At 60.6% G+C, this 15,219-nt stretch carries 11 protein-coding genes; 6 read left to right on the forward strand and 5 right to left on the reverse strand.

From position 1 onward, the window contains the following. Window positions 1-34 precede the first annotated feature (34 nt). Complete coding sequence (locus QM647_RS11215; protein WP_414995599.1) at window positions 35-664, reverse strand: TetR/AcrR family transcriptional regulator; 630 nt, start codon at window positions 662-664, stop codon at window positions 35-37. Window positions 665-1,057: 393 nt separating this feature from the next. On the opposite strand from QM647_RS11215, the gene QM647_RS11220 reads away from it, so the two are divergent. The 4 genes from QM647_RS11220 to QM647_RS11235 are packed head-to-tail and all read left to right on the forward strand — an operon-like array spanning window position 1,058 to window position 5,751. After that, window positions 1,058-3,175 (forward strand): TonB-dependent siderophore receptor, encoded by a 2,118-nt coding sequence (locus tag QM647_RS11220; RefSeq protein WP_414995600.1) that lies wholly within the window; start codon window positions 1,058-1,060, stop codon window positions 3,173-3,175. Window positions 3,176-3,183: 8 nt separating this feature from the next. Further along, entirely contained in the window at window positions 3,184-4,560 is a 1,377-nt protein-coding gene (locus QM647_RS11225) for an MFS transporter (protein WP_414995601.1), read from the forward strand. Between the two features lie 4 nt (window positions 4,561-4,564). Beyond that, window positions 4,565-5,215, forward strand: coding sequence for a glutathione S-transferase family protein (locus QM647_RS11230; RefSeq protein ID WP_414995602.1), 651 nt, complete (start codon window positions 4,565-4,567; stop codon window positions 5,213-5,215). Beyond that, window positions 5,215-5,751: a peptidylprolyl isomerase gene (locus QM647_RS11235; RefSeq protein WP_414995603.1), complete on the forward strand. Its 537-nt coding sequence runs from the start codon at window positions 5,215-5,217 to the stop codon at window positions 5,749-5,751. Before QM647_RS11230 ends, QM647_RS11235 begins: the two co-directional genes overlap by 1 nt. A 218-nt stretch (window positions 5,752-5,969) precedes the next feature. On the opposite strand, the gene hutU is transcribed toward QM647_RS11235, so the two are convergent. From hutU to hutI, 3 genes are read right to left on the reverse strand one after another with little or no spacing between them, the layout of a single operon-like run. Further along, window positions 5,970-7,625: a urocanate hydratase gene (gene hutU, locus QM647_RS11240; protein WP_414995604.1), complete on the reverse strand. Its 1,656-nt coding sequence runs from the start codon at window positions 7,623-7,625 to the stop codon at window positions 5,970-5,972. Next, window positions 7,622-9,163 carry a histidine ammonia-lyase gene (gene hutH / locus QM647_RS11245; RefSeq protein WP_414995738.1) on the reverse strand — a complete coding sequence of 514 codons (1,542 nt, stop codon included), beginning with the start codon at window positions 9,161-9,163 and terminating at the stop codon, window positions 7,622-7,624. The genes hutU and hutH overlap by 4 nt, the downstream gene beginning before the upstream one ends. Next, entirely contained in the window at window positions 9,142-10,335 is a 1,194-nt protein-coding gene (gene hutI, locus QM647_RS11250; RefSeq protein ID WP_414995605.1) for an imidazolonepropionase, read from the reverse strand. The genes hutH and hutI overlap by 22 nt, the downstream gene beginning before the upstream one ends. A 432-nt stretch (window positions 10,336-10,767) precedes the next feature. On the opposite strand from hutI, the gene QM647_RS11255 reads away from it, so the two are divergent. Next, window positions 10,768-13,614: a PAS domain S-box protein gene (locus tag QM647_RS11255; RefSeq protein WP_414995606.1), complete on the forward strand. Its 2,847-nt coding sequence runs from the start codon at window positions 10,768-10,770 to the stop codon at window positions 13,612-13,614. Between the two features lie 8 nt (window positions 13,615-13,622). On the opposite strand, the gene QM647_RS11260 is transcribed toward QM647_RS11255, so the two are convergent. Then, window positions 13,623-14,360: a 2OG-Fe dioxygenase family protein gene (locus QM647_RS11260; protein ID WP_414995607.1), complete on the reverse strand. Its 738-nt coding sequence runs from the start codon at window positions 14,358-14,360 to the stop codon at window positions 13,623-13,625. A gap of 110 nt (window positions 14,361-14,470) precedes the next feature. Between QM647_RS11260 and QM647_RS11265 the strand changes: the two genes are divergently transcribed. Continuing rightward, entirely contained in the window at window positions 14,471-15,211 is a 741-nt protein-coding gene (locus QM647_RS11265) for an SURF1 family protein (RefSeq protein WP_414995608.1), read from the forward strand. Window positions 15,212-15,219: the final 8 nt, after the last annotated feature.

Raw genomic sequence — 15,219 nt, forward strand, 5'->3', positions numbered from 1 at the left:
AGGGTGGTGTTTTGGGGCAGACGGTGTGATCGGGCTAGGCTTCGCTATCGAACCCCTTAAGCGCCAGTGCGAGGACACGGACGAACTTTTCGAATACCTGCTCGGCCAGCTTCTGGTCATTGACGATTTCTTCGAGACAAAGCCCGCGGATAAAGCAGCCGATCATATATTCGGTCAGCAGGGGCGAGGGGTCTGCGCCAAGGTAACGACGCGAAATCTCAGGGGCGCCTTCGGTCGGTTCGGAGGGCAGGTAGTCTTCCAGGCGCTCGTCAAAGCGTTCGCGCAGGGGCCTGTCCGTTCTGGCCGCGATCATGAACTCGATATTGGCCGGAAAGTCCTCACGATAATTCTGCCAGAGCAGGCGCAGGCGCTTTTCCAGCTCATCATCCTGACCGTCAAGGCTGGCGACCATCTGACGGGTCTTGTGGATGCGGCGGCTGATCAGGTAAGCAGCGGCTTCGGCGAACAGATCGACCTTGGTGGGGAAATGGTGCACCAGGGCGCCGCGCGAAACACCGGCGCGCTTGACGACTTCTTGAGTCGATGTCGCGGCATAGCCATCTTCGGCCAGTCCCTCAAGCGCGGCCTTGAGCAGGCGGTCCTTCATCTCCGAGCTGCGTTCTTCCTGCGTCCGTCGCTGCATATGAGGCGTGGGAGAGGACATCGTTCACCTGTGAGTTTCTTTTCGGCCGCTCGCGGCCTGGTTTATGTAAATTGAGTATACGCGCAACGATACTCTATATTCTCACATGGCCAACAGCTTCCTGTGTCATTGAACACACGGGGCTGGCGGTAACATAAGATTTTTACGCATTGCGCCTTGACACAAAAACAAACAGGCCTGACTGTATCATTATAAACACGATTGAGGCAAAATAAATAATCTCTGAAAATCAGGGCTTTAGATAAAACCCATAAATAACACTAACTTAGTGTGGTATTGAGTTTGACTAAAGAAACAGGCGACAAAAACTTACTTGAACCTGCGTCGCGATCTGGGATTACGGCTCCAGTCAGCGATTTTCGCTCGGATGAAATGTATCAAAGAGGTATTTAAATGAAGCGCCTGCTACTCAATACGACTGCCACTCTTCTGGTTCTCGCCATAACTTCTGTCGCTTCCGTCCACGCGCATGCCGAGAGCGCGGACACCGCGACGGCGGCGACCAGCGATGATCCGGTTGAAACCATTACCGTCAAGGGCTTGCGCAAGACTAAGGTGCCAACGACTGGCGCTCTGGGCGCGCGTTCGGCGCTCGACACGCCGTTCGGCATCTCGGTTATCGACAGCGACGCCATGCTGGATCGCCAGCTCAATTCGCTGGGGCAGGTCTTCGCCGATGATCCTTCGGTCAATGGTGCCGGTAATACGTATACCTTTCACAGCAACCACCTGAATGTGCGTGGCCTGCAACTGGACGAGTCTAACGGTTTCAAGATTAACGGACTGCCCATCTATTCCTTCAGTGTCGAGCTGCCGTTGGAAGACTTCCAGCAGGTCGAACTGCTGAAAGGGGCCACTGGCTTCATGTATGGCTTTGGCTCGCCGGGCGGTATCGTCAACTACGTCACCAAGAAGCCGGGTAACGATCCGGTCGCCAGCTTCGATTTCGGCTATCATGGCGGCAGCCTCCTGACCGCCCACGCTGATGTCGGTGGCCGCGCCGGCGCCAACGATGTCTTTGGCTATCGCATCAACGCCACGACCGAGAGCGGCGATGCCTATAACGGCGCCAGCGTGCATCGTAACGCGCTGGTCGGCTCGTTCGACGCCCGCCTGACTCCGGACCTGCTGTGGACCGCCGACCTGATCTATCAGGAACGCGATACCAGTGGCCAGGTTCAGGGCTTCGGCACGGCCTTCTATACTGGCAGCGAAATCCTCCCGACCGTCGATGGCGCGCGCGAGCTGCCGGCCTCGAACGGCACCTTCTTCAATACCAAGTTCGCCCTGGCAACGACTGGTCTGCAATGGCGCATCAGCCCGAACTGGAAGGCGAAGTTCGATATCTCGGCCTCCGACCGCCTGGCGCGTTTCGCTGCGGACTGGTTCTACCCCGTCGATTCATCCGGCGAGACCATCGACTATCTCAATGCCAGCCGTTCCGAGAACAAGGTGAACCTGTTCCAGGGGCTGGTTGAGGGAGATGTGACGACTGGCGTGCTGAAGCACCATCTGGTCATTGGCGCCAGTTACCAGAAACAGGAAAATTACAGCAACGCCAATCAGGTCTGGGGCTATCTCGGCACGCTCAACCTCTATGAGGACACGCGTCTGACCTACGATAATTCCAACACCTACGCGCCGTATCACTCGGCCGACTATATCCAGAAGGCAGTCTTTGCCAGCGACAGCATCGACCTGACCTCGAAGCTCCAGCTTCTGGCCGGCCTGCGCTATACGGACTACGAGCAGACCAGCTTCAACACCAGCGGCGTTGAAACCTCGACCTACACCAAGTCGCCCATCACCCCGACTATCGCCCTGTTGTACAAGCCGGTGCCGGACGCGACGGTCTATGTCTCCTATGTCGAGGCTCTTGAACAGGGCAGCGTCGTCGGCTCGACCTATGCCAATGCCGATGAAATCCTGAATCCGCTGCGCAGCAAGCAGTATGAAGCCGGCGTCAAGTACAAGTCAGCCCGCTGGGGCGGCAATGCGGCCCTGTTCCGTGTCGAACGCGGCGCCGAATATGCCAATGCCGACAACTACTACGTCCAGAACGGCGAAGTTCGCTATCAGGGCGTCGAGGTGAACGGTTATGTGTCCTTGACCGATAACCTGAAACTCTCGGGCGGTGTCACGGCCCTGGATACTTCCTACCGGAAGGGCGATGCCAGCATCGAAGGCAACCGGGCCGAGGGCGCGCCGCGCAATCAGGCCGTGGCCAACTTCGACTACAAGGTCTCGGCGGTTCCGGGCCTGAGCCTGAACCTGGGTGCCCGCGCCAACGGCAATGAGGCCATCGATGCCGCCAATACGCTCTTCCTGCCGGGTTACACGCTCTATAATGCCGGCGCCAAGTATACGACGGAAGTTTCCGGCCGTCCGGTGACCTTCCGTGTGCAGATCGAAAACCTGGCTGACAAGCAATACTGGTACTATGTTCAGTCGGGCTACTTCTACACCGGCGCGCCGCGTACCGTGTCGGCTAACATCCAGTTCGGTTTCTGATGACAACCATGGCTAAAAAGCCGATGTCGGCGGCCGCGCAGAGAGGGATCTACGCGGCCGTCAACATCCCCTTCATGATCATGCAGGCGCCGGCCTTCATGATCCTGCCGGCCCTCTATGTAAAGCACGCGGGCCTGGAACTGGTGCTGGTTGGCACCATCCTCACGGTCTTGCGTGTGCTGGATGCCGTGCTCGATCCGGTGATCGGTTTTCTGTCCGATCGCACACGCTCGCGCCTTGGGCGGCGCAAGCCCTGGATACTGGTTGGGGCGGTCCTCGGCGGTGTGGGCACGCTTGCGGCCTTCCAGCCGCAGTATTCTACCGGATATGTCTATTTCACGATCGCCTTCTTTCTGATGACCCTGGGCTGGACGCTGCAGGAAATCGCCCACTCGGCCTGGCTGAGCGAATTGTCAGAAGATCCGCAGGAGCGCCATAGCCTGTCAACCTGGCGCTACAATGCCGGCATGCTGGCGACCGCGCTGGTGCCCCTGATCCCGCTGACGGGCCTGTTCAAAACGACCGAGATGACGCCGCAAGTCATGTCGGTCGCTGCCTGGCTGGTGGTGATTTTCCTGTTTCTGACCATTCCGCCCATGTTCCTGCTGCCGAACGGAAATACCCATACCGAGACCGTGCGCAAGGTGCCCGCGAAGATCGTGTTTCGCGACATGTTCCGTAATCGACCGTTCCTGCTGTTCGTGGCCATCTTCACGACCCAGGGTCTGGCTTCGGGGATGGTGTCAGGCCTCTACTATTTCTACCTCGATAACTATCTCCACGTCAGCGACCGCTATTCCTACGTAATGCTGGCGGTTTATGCGCTGTTCGTTGTGGGCGCCGGTGCTTGGCTTTGGCTGGCCCGATGGATCGACAAGCACATCATCATCGGCATCTGCACGCTTCTGGTCGCGGCGACTAATATCGTCATGTACCTGATCGTACCTGGACCTCAGGCTTTCTGGCAGTTGCTGGGTGCTTTTTCGGTGTCGGCCATCGCTACCGCTGGCGCCATGGCGGCGCAGAACGCCATGCTGTCCGATATCGTTGATTTCGGCACGCTGGAAAGTGGCGAGAACCATTCCGGTAACTATTTCGCTGCCCTGACTTTCATCAACAAGTTCAACCTGGCGGCCGGCAGCGGCATTGCCTTCGTCATTGCCGGTCTGTTCGGCTTTTCGGCCAAGGGAACAAATGGTCCGCTGGCCATGACCGGCTTCTTCGTCGCTATCATCTGGATTCCGTTCGCGCTCAATGTCGTGTCCGGCCTCCTGTGCTGGCGCTATCCTTTGAACCGCAAGCGGCTGGAAGACATCCGCGCGCAGCTCCAGTTAAAAACCGCACCCTCTGAAGACCAAAATCTTATTCCTGAAAAAACGAGTTAAACCCGTGCCTGTCATCGAGATATTCACCAAGCCTGGCTGCGGCTGGGCCGAGCGTAACTTCGCCGCCCTGGAACTGAAGGGGCAGCCCTACCATATCGTGCCATCTTGCACTCAGGCGGGGGTAAAGACGGAAGAGTTCCTCTCCCTGTCGCCCTACGCCCGGACACCGACTGTGCGTATCGACGGCTTTGTTGTCTACGAATCCGCTGTCATCAACGACTATCTGGATGATATTCTGCCGCAATCGCCCCTGCGCCCCGCTGATGCAAAACAGCGGATCGCCAACCGCCTGTGGATCAGGCATTGCGACCGCGAACTGATCCCGCAGTTGAATGCCTTCGCGCCCGGCAAGGAGGCCGACAAGCGCGAGGCGGGCAGGGCCGCCATGACGACAGCGCTGGAACAACTGGCCTACTGGGGCCTGCTCAATCGCCCGTCCGCCTTCTGGGATGGCGAAGAGATCGGTCTGGTCGACCTGGCTTACCAGACCTTCTTCGTTGCATTGTCGAAGGTCAATGCACAATGGGATGCCGGGATCGAATTGCCCGAACCCGTCCGGCAATGGGCGGAACGCATAGAGGCTCATACCGCCGTTCAGCGTGCCCGCGAGGTCGGCCAGCAAGTGACTTATATCGATGCCAAAGGAGCCGCCTGATGATCCCCGCCCGTATTGAAACCCCTTATGGTGTTATTGAACTCGAACTGGATGATGTCCGCGCGCCGATCACGACGGCCAATTTCCTGAAACTGATCGACGATGGCGCGCTCGAAGGCGCCGATGTCTACCGCATCGTTATCTCCACCCAGAAGTACGGTGAGTTGCCGACCATCGACGTCATCCAGGGCGGCATTGGCTGGACGCGTTGCAAGGACTTTACCCCTATCGAACACGAACCGACCAATGTGACCGGTCTTCGCCATCTCGATGGCACGATTTCGATGGGCCGCACCGCCGAATTCGGCGCCACCACAGAATTTTTCATCTGTATCGGTGCGCAGCCGAAGCTCGATGCCGGGGCGATCGAAGGACCGGGCGCGGCGGGCTTTTCGGCCTTCGGCCAGGTGGTTTCGGGAATGGATATCGTCAAAACCATCCAGCACTTGCCGACGATCCATGAATCGCCCACCGGCGAAGAACGCTTCAATGACCAGTTTCTGGAACAACCTGTGCCTGTCAAGGTTCTGCGCTAGAACGTTTCGCGAAAAAGTTTGTTAAAGCAAAGAATTAGAGCGCTGGCTCATGAGGTCAGCGCATGACAATACTCTATTGGCCTCCTTTTAAAGGAGAGCCGGCCGTTCAGAAATGTTCAGCCGGTACCAATCGATTATGACCGGTACCTGAAAGCATTATGAAGCCTGTTTATGCCGATAGAGCGACTTGTTATAGAGATGTGTTTGCCTGCATGGACTTACAGGATGGCCGGCAGGTCGAGACCTTTCTCACGGGCGCAGTCGATGGCGATGTCGTAACCGGCATCGGCATGGCGCATCACGCCGGTAGCCGGATCGTTCCACAATACGCGCGCCAGTCGTTTGTCGGCGTCCTCGGTGCCGTCGCAGACAATGACCATGCCGGAATGCTGCGAATACCCCATGCCGACCCCGCCGCCGTGATGCAGGCTGACCCAGGTGGCGCCCGAGGCCGTATTGAGCAGGGCGTTGAGCAACGGCCAGTCGGAAACGGCGTCTGAGTCGTCCTTCATGGCCTCGGTTTCGCGGTTAGGCGAGGCGACGGAGCCTGAATCAAGGTGATCGCGGCCGATGACGACGGGCGCCTTCAGTTCGCCTTTGCGCACCATTTCATTGAAAGCCAGACCCAAGCGATGGCGATCGCCCAGGCCGACCCAGCAGATACGCGCCGGCAGGCCCTGGAAAGAGATGCGTTCGCGCGCCATGTCGAGCCAGTTGTGCAGGTGCGGATTATCTGGGATCAGCTCCTTCACCTTGGCGTCGGTCTTGTAGATGTCCTCCGGATCACCCGACAGCGCCACCCAGCGGAACGGACCGATGCCGCGGCAGAACAGCGGGCGGATATAGGCCGGCACGAAACCGGGGAAATCGAAGGCATTGGTCACGCCCTCATCGAAGGCGACCTGACGGATATTGTTGCCGTAATCGACCGTGGGCACGCCGGCCGCCTGGAAGTCGAGCATGGCCTGGACGTGCTGCGCCATTGAGGCCTTGGCGGCCTTGGCCACGGCTTGGGGGTCGCGTTCGCGCTTCTCCAGCCATTCCTCGACCGTCCAGCCGGAGGGCAGATAGCCATTGACCGGATCGTGCGCCGAGGTCTGGTCGGTCAGCAGGTCCGGGCGCACACCACGGCGGTATAGCTCCGGCAGGATATCGGCGGCATTGCCGAGCAGGCCGACCGAGATCGGCTTTTCGGCGTTTTTGATCATCTCCAGCGCCTCGTCGATCGTATCGGCGCGGTAATCGAGATAGCGGGTACGCAGTCGCATATCGATACGCGAGGCCTGACATTCGATGGCCAGGCACGAGGCGCCGGCCATTACCGCCGCCAGCGGTTGCGCGCCGCCCATGCCGCCGAGGCCCGCTGTCAGCAGCCACTTGCCCTTGAGATCGCCGTTATAGTGCTGGCGGCCCATCTCCACGAAGGTTTCGTAGGTGCCCTGCACGATGCCCTGCGTGCCGATATAGATCCACGAACCGGCGGTCATCTGGCCGTACATCATCAGGCCCTTGCGGTCGAGTTCGTGGAAATGCTCCCAGTTGGCCCAGTGCGGCACCAGATTGGAATTGGCCAGCAGGACGCGCGGGGCGTTTTCGTGGGTCTCGAAGACGCCGACCGGCTTGCCTGACTGGATCAGCAGGGTCTGGTTGGTTTCGAGGCGTTTCAGGGTTTCAACGATGCGATCATAGCTTTCCCAGTCGCGCGCCGCCCGGCCGATGCCGCCATAGACGACCAGTTCTTCCGGACGTTCGGCGACATCCGGATGCAGGTTGTTCATCAGCATGCGCAGCGGCGCTTCAGTCAGCCAGGACTTGGCGGAGAGCGTCGTGCCGGTGGCCGGCTTGATCACGCGGGAATTATCGAGACGGGTCATTGGTCAACTCCGGGGAGGGCGATATGGGCGGCGCGGGTCACGGCCTGCGAACGGACGAGATCGATGGCCAGGGCCATGTCCGGGTGGAAGTGGCGGTCGTGATCGAGCGCGGGGACGGCGGCGCGGGTGAGGGCCCGGACGCGCTCCAGTGCCTCGGATGAGGTCAGCGGGGCATGGAAATCGCAGCCTTGCGCTGCCGCCAGCAGTTCGATGCCGATGACGGCGAAGGCGTTCTCGGCCATTTCCATCAGGCGGCGTGCGCCATGGGCGGCCATGGAGACATGGTCTTCCTGATTGGCCGAGGTCGGGATGGAATCGACGCTGGCCGGATAGGCGCGCTGCTTGTTTTCGGAAATCAGCGCGGCAGCGGTCACCTGAGGGATCATGAAGCCGGAATTGAGGCCCGGTTTCGGGGTCAGAAACGCCGGCAGACCTGACAGCGCCGGATCGACCAGCATGGCGATGCGGCGTTCGGCGATCGAGCCGATTTCGCAAATGGCCAGGGCGATCATATCGGCGGCGAAGGCCACGGGTTCGGCGTGGAAATTGCCGCCCGAAAGCGCTTCATCGGGATCGGTGAAAATCAGCGGATTGTCGGTGACGCCATTGGCCTCGGTCTCCAAGGTGGTGGCCGCCTGACGCAGGATGTCGAGCGCCGCGCCCATCACCTGTGGCTGGCAGCGCAGGCAGTAGGGGTCCTGTACGCGCTCGTCGCCCTTCAGGTGTGAAGCGCGGATGGCGGAACCGCTCATCAGCTCACGCAAGGTGTGGGCGGTGTCGATCTGGCCCTTGTGGCGGCGCAGGGTATGGATGCGCGGATCGAACGGCGCGTCTGAGCCCTTGGCGGCTTCGGTGGAGAGGGCGCCGGTGACCAGTGCGGTCTGCATCAGCACCTCGGCTTCGAACAGGCCGGCCAGGGCATTAGCGGTTGAGAACTGTGTACCGTTGAGCAGGGCCAGGCCTTCCTTCGGGCCGGGATCGAGCGGCTTTAAGCCTGCGTCAGTCAGGGCCTGCATGGCGGGCTTGCGCACGCCGGCGACCTCGATCTCACCGACACCGAGCATGGCGGCGGCCATATGCGATAGCGGCGCCAGGTCGCCCGAAGCGCCGACCGAACCTTGGCAGGGAATGACCGGCATCAGGTCATGCGCCAGCATGGCCTGCATCAGATCCAGCGTCTCGACCCGGATGCCGGACGCGCCTTGCGCCAGCGAGGCCAGTTTGAGCATCAGCATCAGCCGGACCACGGGTTTCGGTGACGGGGCGCCGACGCCGGCGGCATGGCTGAGGATGATATTGCGCTGGAGCGTTTTCAGGTCGGCATCCTCGATGCGGGTCGAGGCCAACTTGCCGAAGCCGGTATTGATGCCATAGACCGGCTCACCCCTGGCCAGAATGCGGGTGATGGCCGAGGCGCTCTCCGCCACCTGCGGGAGGCAGGCCGGATCAAGTGAAAAGGCCTCGCCGCGATAGATGGCGCGCCATTGTGCCAAAGAGATGGAGCCGGGGGTAAGGATCATACGGGTAGGCCTTGGAATACACGGGAATGGAGGGGCGAAGCGCCCATGAAATAGACGAGGTCGGCCGGTTGCTCGCAGTCCCAGACGGCGAAATCGCACCACTTGCCGGGTTCCAGCGCGCCGATATCGTCGCGGCCGAGCGCCCTGGCGGCATTTGTGGTGACGCCCGCCCAGCATTCATCGACCGTCAGGCGGAAGCAGGTGGCGGCCATGTTCATCGCCATCAGCAGCGAGGTCAGGGGCGAGGTGCCGGGATTGCAGTCGGTGGCGATGGCCATGGGGACGTTTTCGGCGCGTAAGGACTCGATCGGCGGCTTGACCGTTTCGCGCATGAAGTAGAAGGCGCCGGGCAGGAGGGTAGAGACCGTGCCGGCATCGCGCAGGGCTTCGATACCGTCGGCGTCGAGATGTTCGAGGTGGTCGGCGGAGAGGGCGCCATAGCGCGCCGCCAGGGCCGCACCGTGGAGATTGGAGAGCTGTTCGGCATGAATTTTTACCCGTAGGCCGTGCGCCTGCGCCGCCTGGAAGACGCGCTCGGTCTGGGCGGGTGAGAAGCCGATGCCCTCGCAGAAGACATCCACCGCCGAGGCGAGACTGACCGCCGCCGGGATCATCTCGTTACAAACGGCGTCGATATAGGCGTCGGGCCGGTCCTTGTATTCGGGCGGCAGGGCGTGGGCGCCGAGCAGGGTGGTTATGACGCGCACCGGGCGCAGGCGTTCCAGGGCTTTGGCGGCGCGGAGCATTTTCAGTTCGTCATCGAGCGTCAGGCCATAACCGGACTTGATCTCGACCGTGCTGACGCCTGAAGCGATCAGAGCGTCGAGGCGAGGCAGGGCGGCCTGGATCAGATCGTCTTCCGAAGCGGCGCGGGTGGCGGTGACGGTCGAGAGGATGCCGCCGCCGGCGCGGGCGATCTCTTCGTAGGTGGCGCCATCGAGCCGCAGCTTGAACTCATGGGCGCGATTGCCGGCAAAGACCAGATGGGTGTGGCAATCGATCAGGCCGGGCGTCACCAGCCGTCCGCCGAGATCGATGGCGGTATCTGTCTCGAAAGCCGGGGCATCGGCCTCAGCGCCGGCATAGAGGATGCGGCCGTCAAGACACGCGATCACGGCGCGCTCGATAACGACGGTGCCGGCGGCCATGGTCAGCAACCGGGCATTTTTCCAGAGACGATCGCAGCGCATTGCGAACCTTTGATCAGCGGGAGGTGTGCTGATATTTAATAATGTATAGACATATTAAATGGCAAGCGCGAATATCATATCCAGCATTTTGAGCGAGATTTTGATCTCAATTATTTGATTTTATATATGATTATCAGGAGTAGTTGAGCTGAGAACGTCTGTTTTTCGATATCTAATGGTTATGTAGCGCGCTTTACAGGTGGGATGTCGACAGAGGAGTATAAAGCGCCATGACGTAGGCATGTGAGGAGTAGAAGCGGGGCAGTACGGTTCCCGCTGCATAAAGACGCAGCTGCCATTGGTTTTGGGAAACTCTGAAAATAATTATAGGCTACAACATCGAAGACTTATTGATCCTTTATTTATCTGGTCGCTAATGTGTGAAGCGTCGGCTTTGGCGATGCGGATCATCTTAAAACGCAGAAAATCCTAATGGATGAGAGTACGGTATCTGAAGGGGGCGTCGGGGCGGCGTTACAATCCCATCTCGCGGCCATTGTGGATTCGTCGGATGACGCGATCATCAGCAAGGACCTGAACGGCATCATCCGTTCCTGGAACAAGAGTGCGGAACGTATTTTCGGTTTTTCAGCCGCAGAAGCGATCGGCAGGTCCATCACCCTCATCATCCCTCCCGACCTGATCGCTGAAGAAGCTAATATTATCGCGCGTATCAAGGCCGGCCGGCGGGTGGACCATTTCGAAACCATACGCCAGACCAAGGCCGGCGCGCTGGTTCGCATTTCCCTGACCGTTTCACCCATCCATGATTCCGAAGGCCGTGTTGTCGGGGCATCCAAGGTGGCGCGCGACATTACGCAGGTACGCCGGATCGAGGAGCAGCTCAGCCTGGCGACCGAGGCCAGCGATATAGGTCTCTGGGATCTCGATGTGGTGGCCGATATTCTATTCTGGGATGTTCGGTGCCGGCGCATGTTCGGCTATTCCCATGACGACGCGGTCAGTCTCGAGGGTTTCTATGAGGCCGTGCACCCGGACGACCGGGAGGCCGTCTTTACGGCCTTCGAGTCGGCCAAGGACACAAACATCCGGACGGACTACGATATCGAGTTTCGCGTTGTCGGGAAAAATGACGGACGCATCCGCTGGATCGCGGCCAAGGGCAAGGTGCTTTTCGACAGTGCCGGCCGGCCGGTGCGCGCCGCAGGGACGGTGCGGGATGTTTCCGCGCGCAAGGCGGCGGATCTGGAAGCCCAGACCGAGAAGGCAATCGTAACGGCGCTGTACGAGGTGGGAGAAGCCTTTTCGATCAATGCCGACCTGCAGCAGGCCGTTCAGACCGCCACGGATATTGCCACCCGCCTGACCGGGGTCAAATTCGGCGCCTTCTTTTACAACCGCACGGATGCCGCCGGGGAGAGCTACATGCTCTATACCCTGACAGGCGTCGATCGCGCGCGTTTTGAAGGCTTTCCCATGCCGCGCAATACGACCCTCTTCGCGCCGACCTTTTCCGGTCATGGCACGATCCGTTTTGACGACGTGACGGTCAGTCCGCTTTACGGAAAGAACGCGCCCAACCGCGGATTGCCACCAGGGCATATTCCGGTGCGCAGCTATCTGGCGGTACCGGTGCTTTCCAAAGGCGGTGAAGTGCTGGGCGGGCTTTTCTTCGGTCATGCCGAGGTCGGCATTTTTAGCGAACGCAGCGAGCGGATCGCCCGCGCGATTGCCGCGCAGGCCGCAACCGGTATCGAGAGCGTCCGGCAGCTGGAACGGGCGCAACAGAACGAGGAGCGCCTGGGCAATATGGCGGATTCGATCGATCAGATGATCTGGTCCTGCGATGCCGCCGGAGAGGTAACCTATTATAACCGGCGCTGGTATGCCTTCACGGGCATGGAGGATCGGGTAAGGCGCTGGACGTCTGTCCTTCACGATGAAGATCGTGAGGGCGCGCAGGCGGAATGGGAAACGGCCGTAAGCACCGGTACGCCGTTTGAACGCCAGGTTCGCATCTGCCGCCAGGATGGCGTCTGCCGGTGGGCCCTGGCTCGTGCCGAGGCCGTCAGAGACCGCGAGGGGATCATCCAGGCCTGGTATGGCACCCTGACGGATATTCAGGATCTGGTGGACGCGCGCCAGAGGGCGGAACAGGCCAATATCGCCAAGACTGAATTTCTGGCCAATATGAGTCATGAGATCCGCACGCCGATGAATGCGATCATCGGCCTGTCGCATATTCTCGCCCGAAGCGCGCCCCTGACCGAGCGGCAGCAGAATTATGTGGCGACGCTGGCAACCAGCGCCAATGGCCTGCTTGAACTGATCAATGACCTGCTGGATGTGTCCAAGATCGAGGCGGGGACGGTTGAACTGGAAGAGACGCCCGTCGATGTCGTCGAATTGGCGGAGGAAGTGATCGGCATGGTGGCCGTCAAGGCGCGCGAAAAGGGGCTGGTGCTCGCTCTGCATGGCGAGTCGCTCCGTGGCATGCGCTTTTGCGCCGACCCCCTGCGTATCCGCCAGATACTGGTCAATCTGTGCGGCAATGCCATCAAGTTCACCGAAAAGGGCCGGATTGACGTGAGGCTTGTCCGTGAAGGCGGCGATTCCCCCGACCGGTCGATCGTGAGTCTGATCGTGGAGGACACGGGCATAGGCATTGAGGCCGGCAAGGTCGGGACCATTTTCGAGAAGTTCGTCCAGGCGGACAGCAGTATTTCGAGGCACTATGGCGGCACAGGGCTTGGGCTGGCCATTTCGCGAAATCTCGTGGAACTCATGGGCGGCCGCATCGAGGTGGATACCGAGCCAGGTCGTGGCTCTCGCTTCACGGTTTCCCTGCCTTTGCGATACGCTGGCGCTATTCGCGATGGCGGCCTGATGGTCGCTGGACCGAACGAGATGCTGATCCGGGATAATGATCCGAAACTGCCGGTTCTGCTTGTCGAGGATCATGGCCCGAACATCCTGGTCGCCAGCACGTTGCTGGAAGCCTTCGGCTATGGCGTGAAGGTGGCCGAAAGCGGGGAAGAGGCGCTGGAAAAGGTCAGGCGTGAGGCCTTTGCGGCCATACTCATGGATGTCCAGATGCCGGGCCTCGATGGTTTTGAAACGACGCGGCTGGTGCGGATTCATGAAGGTGAGGCCAGCCGGCCGCCGGTGCCGATCATTGGCATGACGGCGCACGCCCTATCCGGAGACCGTGATCGCTGCCTCGCTTGCGGCATGGATGACTATATTTCCAAGCCGTTTGAACCCGAGGATCTCAGGCGACGCCTCGAAACCCTGATCAAGGCGTCTGAACCTATTTAGCTGCAAGCTCAGGTTTGCAATATCTGGAACGTGATGACCAGCACATCGCGGTGGCCGGGCGCGTGCATATCGACCAGGTGGATCGGGGTGACGCCGTGCAGGACGCGGTGGTCATCGAGAAAGACCGCGTCGAGGGGGGTACCCAGGGTGAACTGGCCCAGCGGCTTACGCCCCGGCCCGCAGATGGCGGTGACGCCTTCACCGACATTCAGCCGATCGACCAGTATCACCGCCACCCAGTCGACGCCGTCGCGATGCATGCCTTCCGGCGTCGGCTGGCCGGTTTCACCCGGCGCCGGCTCGATGCGGAACTGATGGATTTCAACGCGTCCGTTCGCTGCGTGCGCATCGGCGGTGAAGAGGTCGCGGCAGAGATCGAGCAGGGCCAGGAAGGCCGGATTGCTGGCCGTCTTCTCCGTCACCGGCTCGAACCAGCGCTGTACGCCACCATTGAGCATGTTGTAATCGCGGCTCTGGTAATGCGGCTGATGCGCTTCACGCGTGAACTGGCCCGATGTCAGGCTGAAGATCGCGTGACGGCGCTTGCGGTAGCGGCCACCATCGGCCATGAAGCGGTCCGGTCCCAGGTCGTCCCATGAGGCGGCAAGGGCTGGCCAGTGGTCGGCGAAACTGGCCGGCAGCAGGGCCTGCGTGATCTCGCGTGGCGCAAAGACATGGCCATCGGCTTTCAGCCGGCGGCGCAGGTCGGGCAGGGCAGGGACGTTATCGGGGGCGTTATCCGGCATTGTGGCAATCCTTTTTCCGCCTCTCTTAACCGCTTCAATGTGAAAAGCAATGTGATGAGGTGTCGCGCCGTGTCTATGATAGGACCGCGCCCATATTCACGAGGCCTGTCATGTCCAATCGCAAAATCTCCCTGCCATCGATCCTGTTCGGTTGCCTGACCGTGGCGGCAATCGCCCTGTTTCTGACGCTCGGCGTCTGGCAGGTGCAGCGGCTGGCCTGGAAGACCGCCCTGATCGCGCGGGTCAATGCGCGCGTGGCGGCGCCTGCGGTGGCCGCGCCCGGCGTGGCCGACTGGCCGCGTGTCAATCGCAACGACGATGAATACCGTCATGTCACCCTGCGCGGGCAGCTGATGAACGATGCCGAGGCCCAGGTCTATACTCTGTCCGACTATGGCGCTGGCTACTGGGTGATGACGCCGATGCGGCGCGATGACGGCAGCATAGTCTATATCAATCGCGGCTTCGTGCCGATGGAGAAGCGCCAGCCGGCCACACGGACGGAGGGACAGCCGCAGGGCGAAGTGACGGTGACCGGATTGCTGCGCCTGCCGGAAACCAGGGGCTGGCTGTTCCAGCAGGCCAATGACCCCGCTCATGACGCCTGGTATCGTCGCGATATCGCGGTCATGGCGCAGAGCCGTCACATCGGGGCGGTTGCGCCCTATTTTGTCGATGCCGACACTACGCCCAATCCCGGCAGCTGGCCGAAGGGGGGGCTTACGGTGGTGAAATTCCCCAACAGCCACCTGATGTACGCCATCACCTGGTTTTCCATGGCGGCGATGCTGATCGCCGTATCGGTCTGGCTGTTGTGGTTCCGCAAGCCGGAAAGCGCTGACGGCAAATGAAAACGGCC

Source organism: Asticcacaulis sp., assembly GCF_047605585.1.
In the GTDB taxonomy this organism is placed as follows: domain Bacteria; phylum Pseudomonadota; class Alphaproteobacteria; order Caulobacterales; family Caulobacteraceae; genus Asticcacaulis.

Coding starts and splice junctions, on each gene's coding strand:
- QM647_RS11215 (WP_414995599.1), bottom strand. CDS start 664: ATGTCCTCTCCCACGCCTCATATGCAGCGACGGACGCAGGAAGAACGC.
- QM647_RS11220 (WP_414995600.1), top strand. CDS start 1,058: ATGAAGCGCCTGCTACTCAATACGACTGCCACTCTTCTGGTTCTCGCC.
- QM647_RS11225 (WP_414995601.1), top strand. CDS start 3,184: ATGGCTAAAAAGCCGATGTCGGCGGCCGCGCAGAGAGGGATCTACGCG.
- QM647_RS11235 (WP_414995603.1), top strand. CDS start 5,215: ATGATCCCCGCCCGTATTGAAACCCCTTATGGTGTTATTGAACTCGAA.
- hutU (WP_414995604.1), bottom strand. CDS start 7,625: ATGACCCGTCTCGATAATTCCCGCGTGATCAAGCCGGCCACCGGCACG.
- hutI (WP_414995605.1), bottom strand. CDS start 10,335: ATGCGCTGCGATCGTCTCTGGAAAAATGCCCGGTTGCTGACCATGGCC.
- QM647_RS11255 (WP_414995606.1), top strand. CDS start 10,768: ATGGATGAGAGTACGGTATCTGAAGGGGGCGTCGGGGCGGCGTTACAA.
- QM647_RS11260 (WP_414995607.1), bottom strand. CDS start 14,360: ATGCCGGATAACGCCCCCGATAACGTCCCTGCCCTGCCCGACCTGCGC.
- QM647_RS11265 (WP_414995608.1), top strand. CDS start 14,471: ATGTCCAATCGCAAAATCTCCCTGCCATCGATCCTGTTCGGTTGCCTG.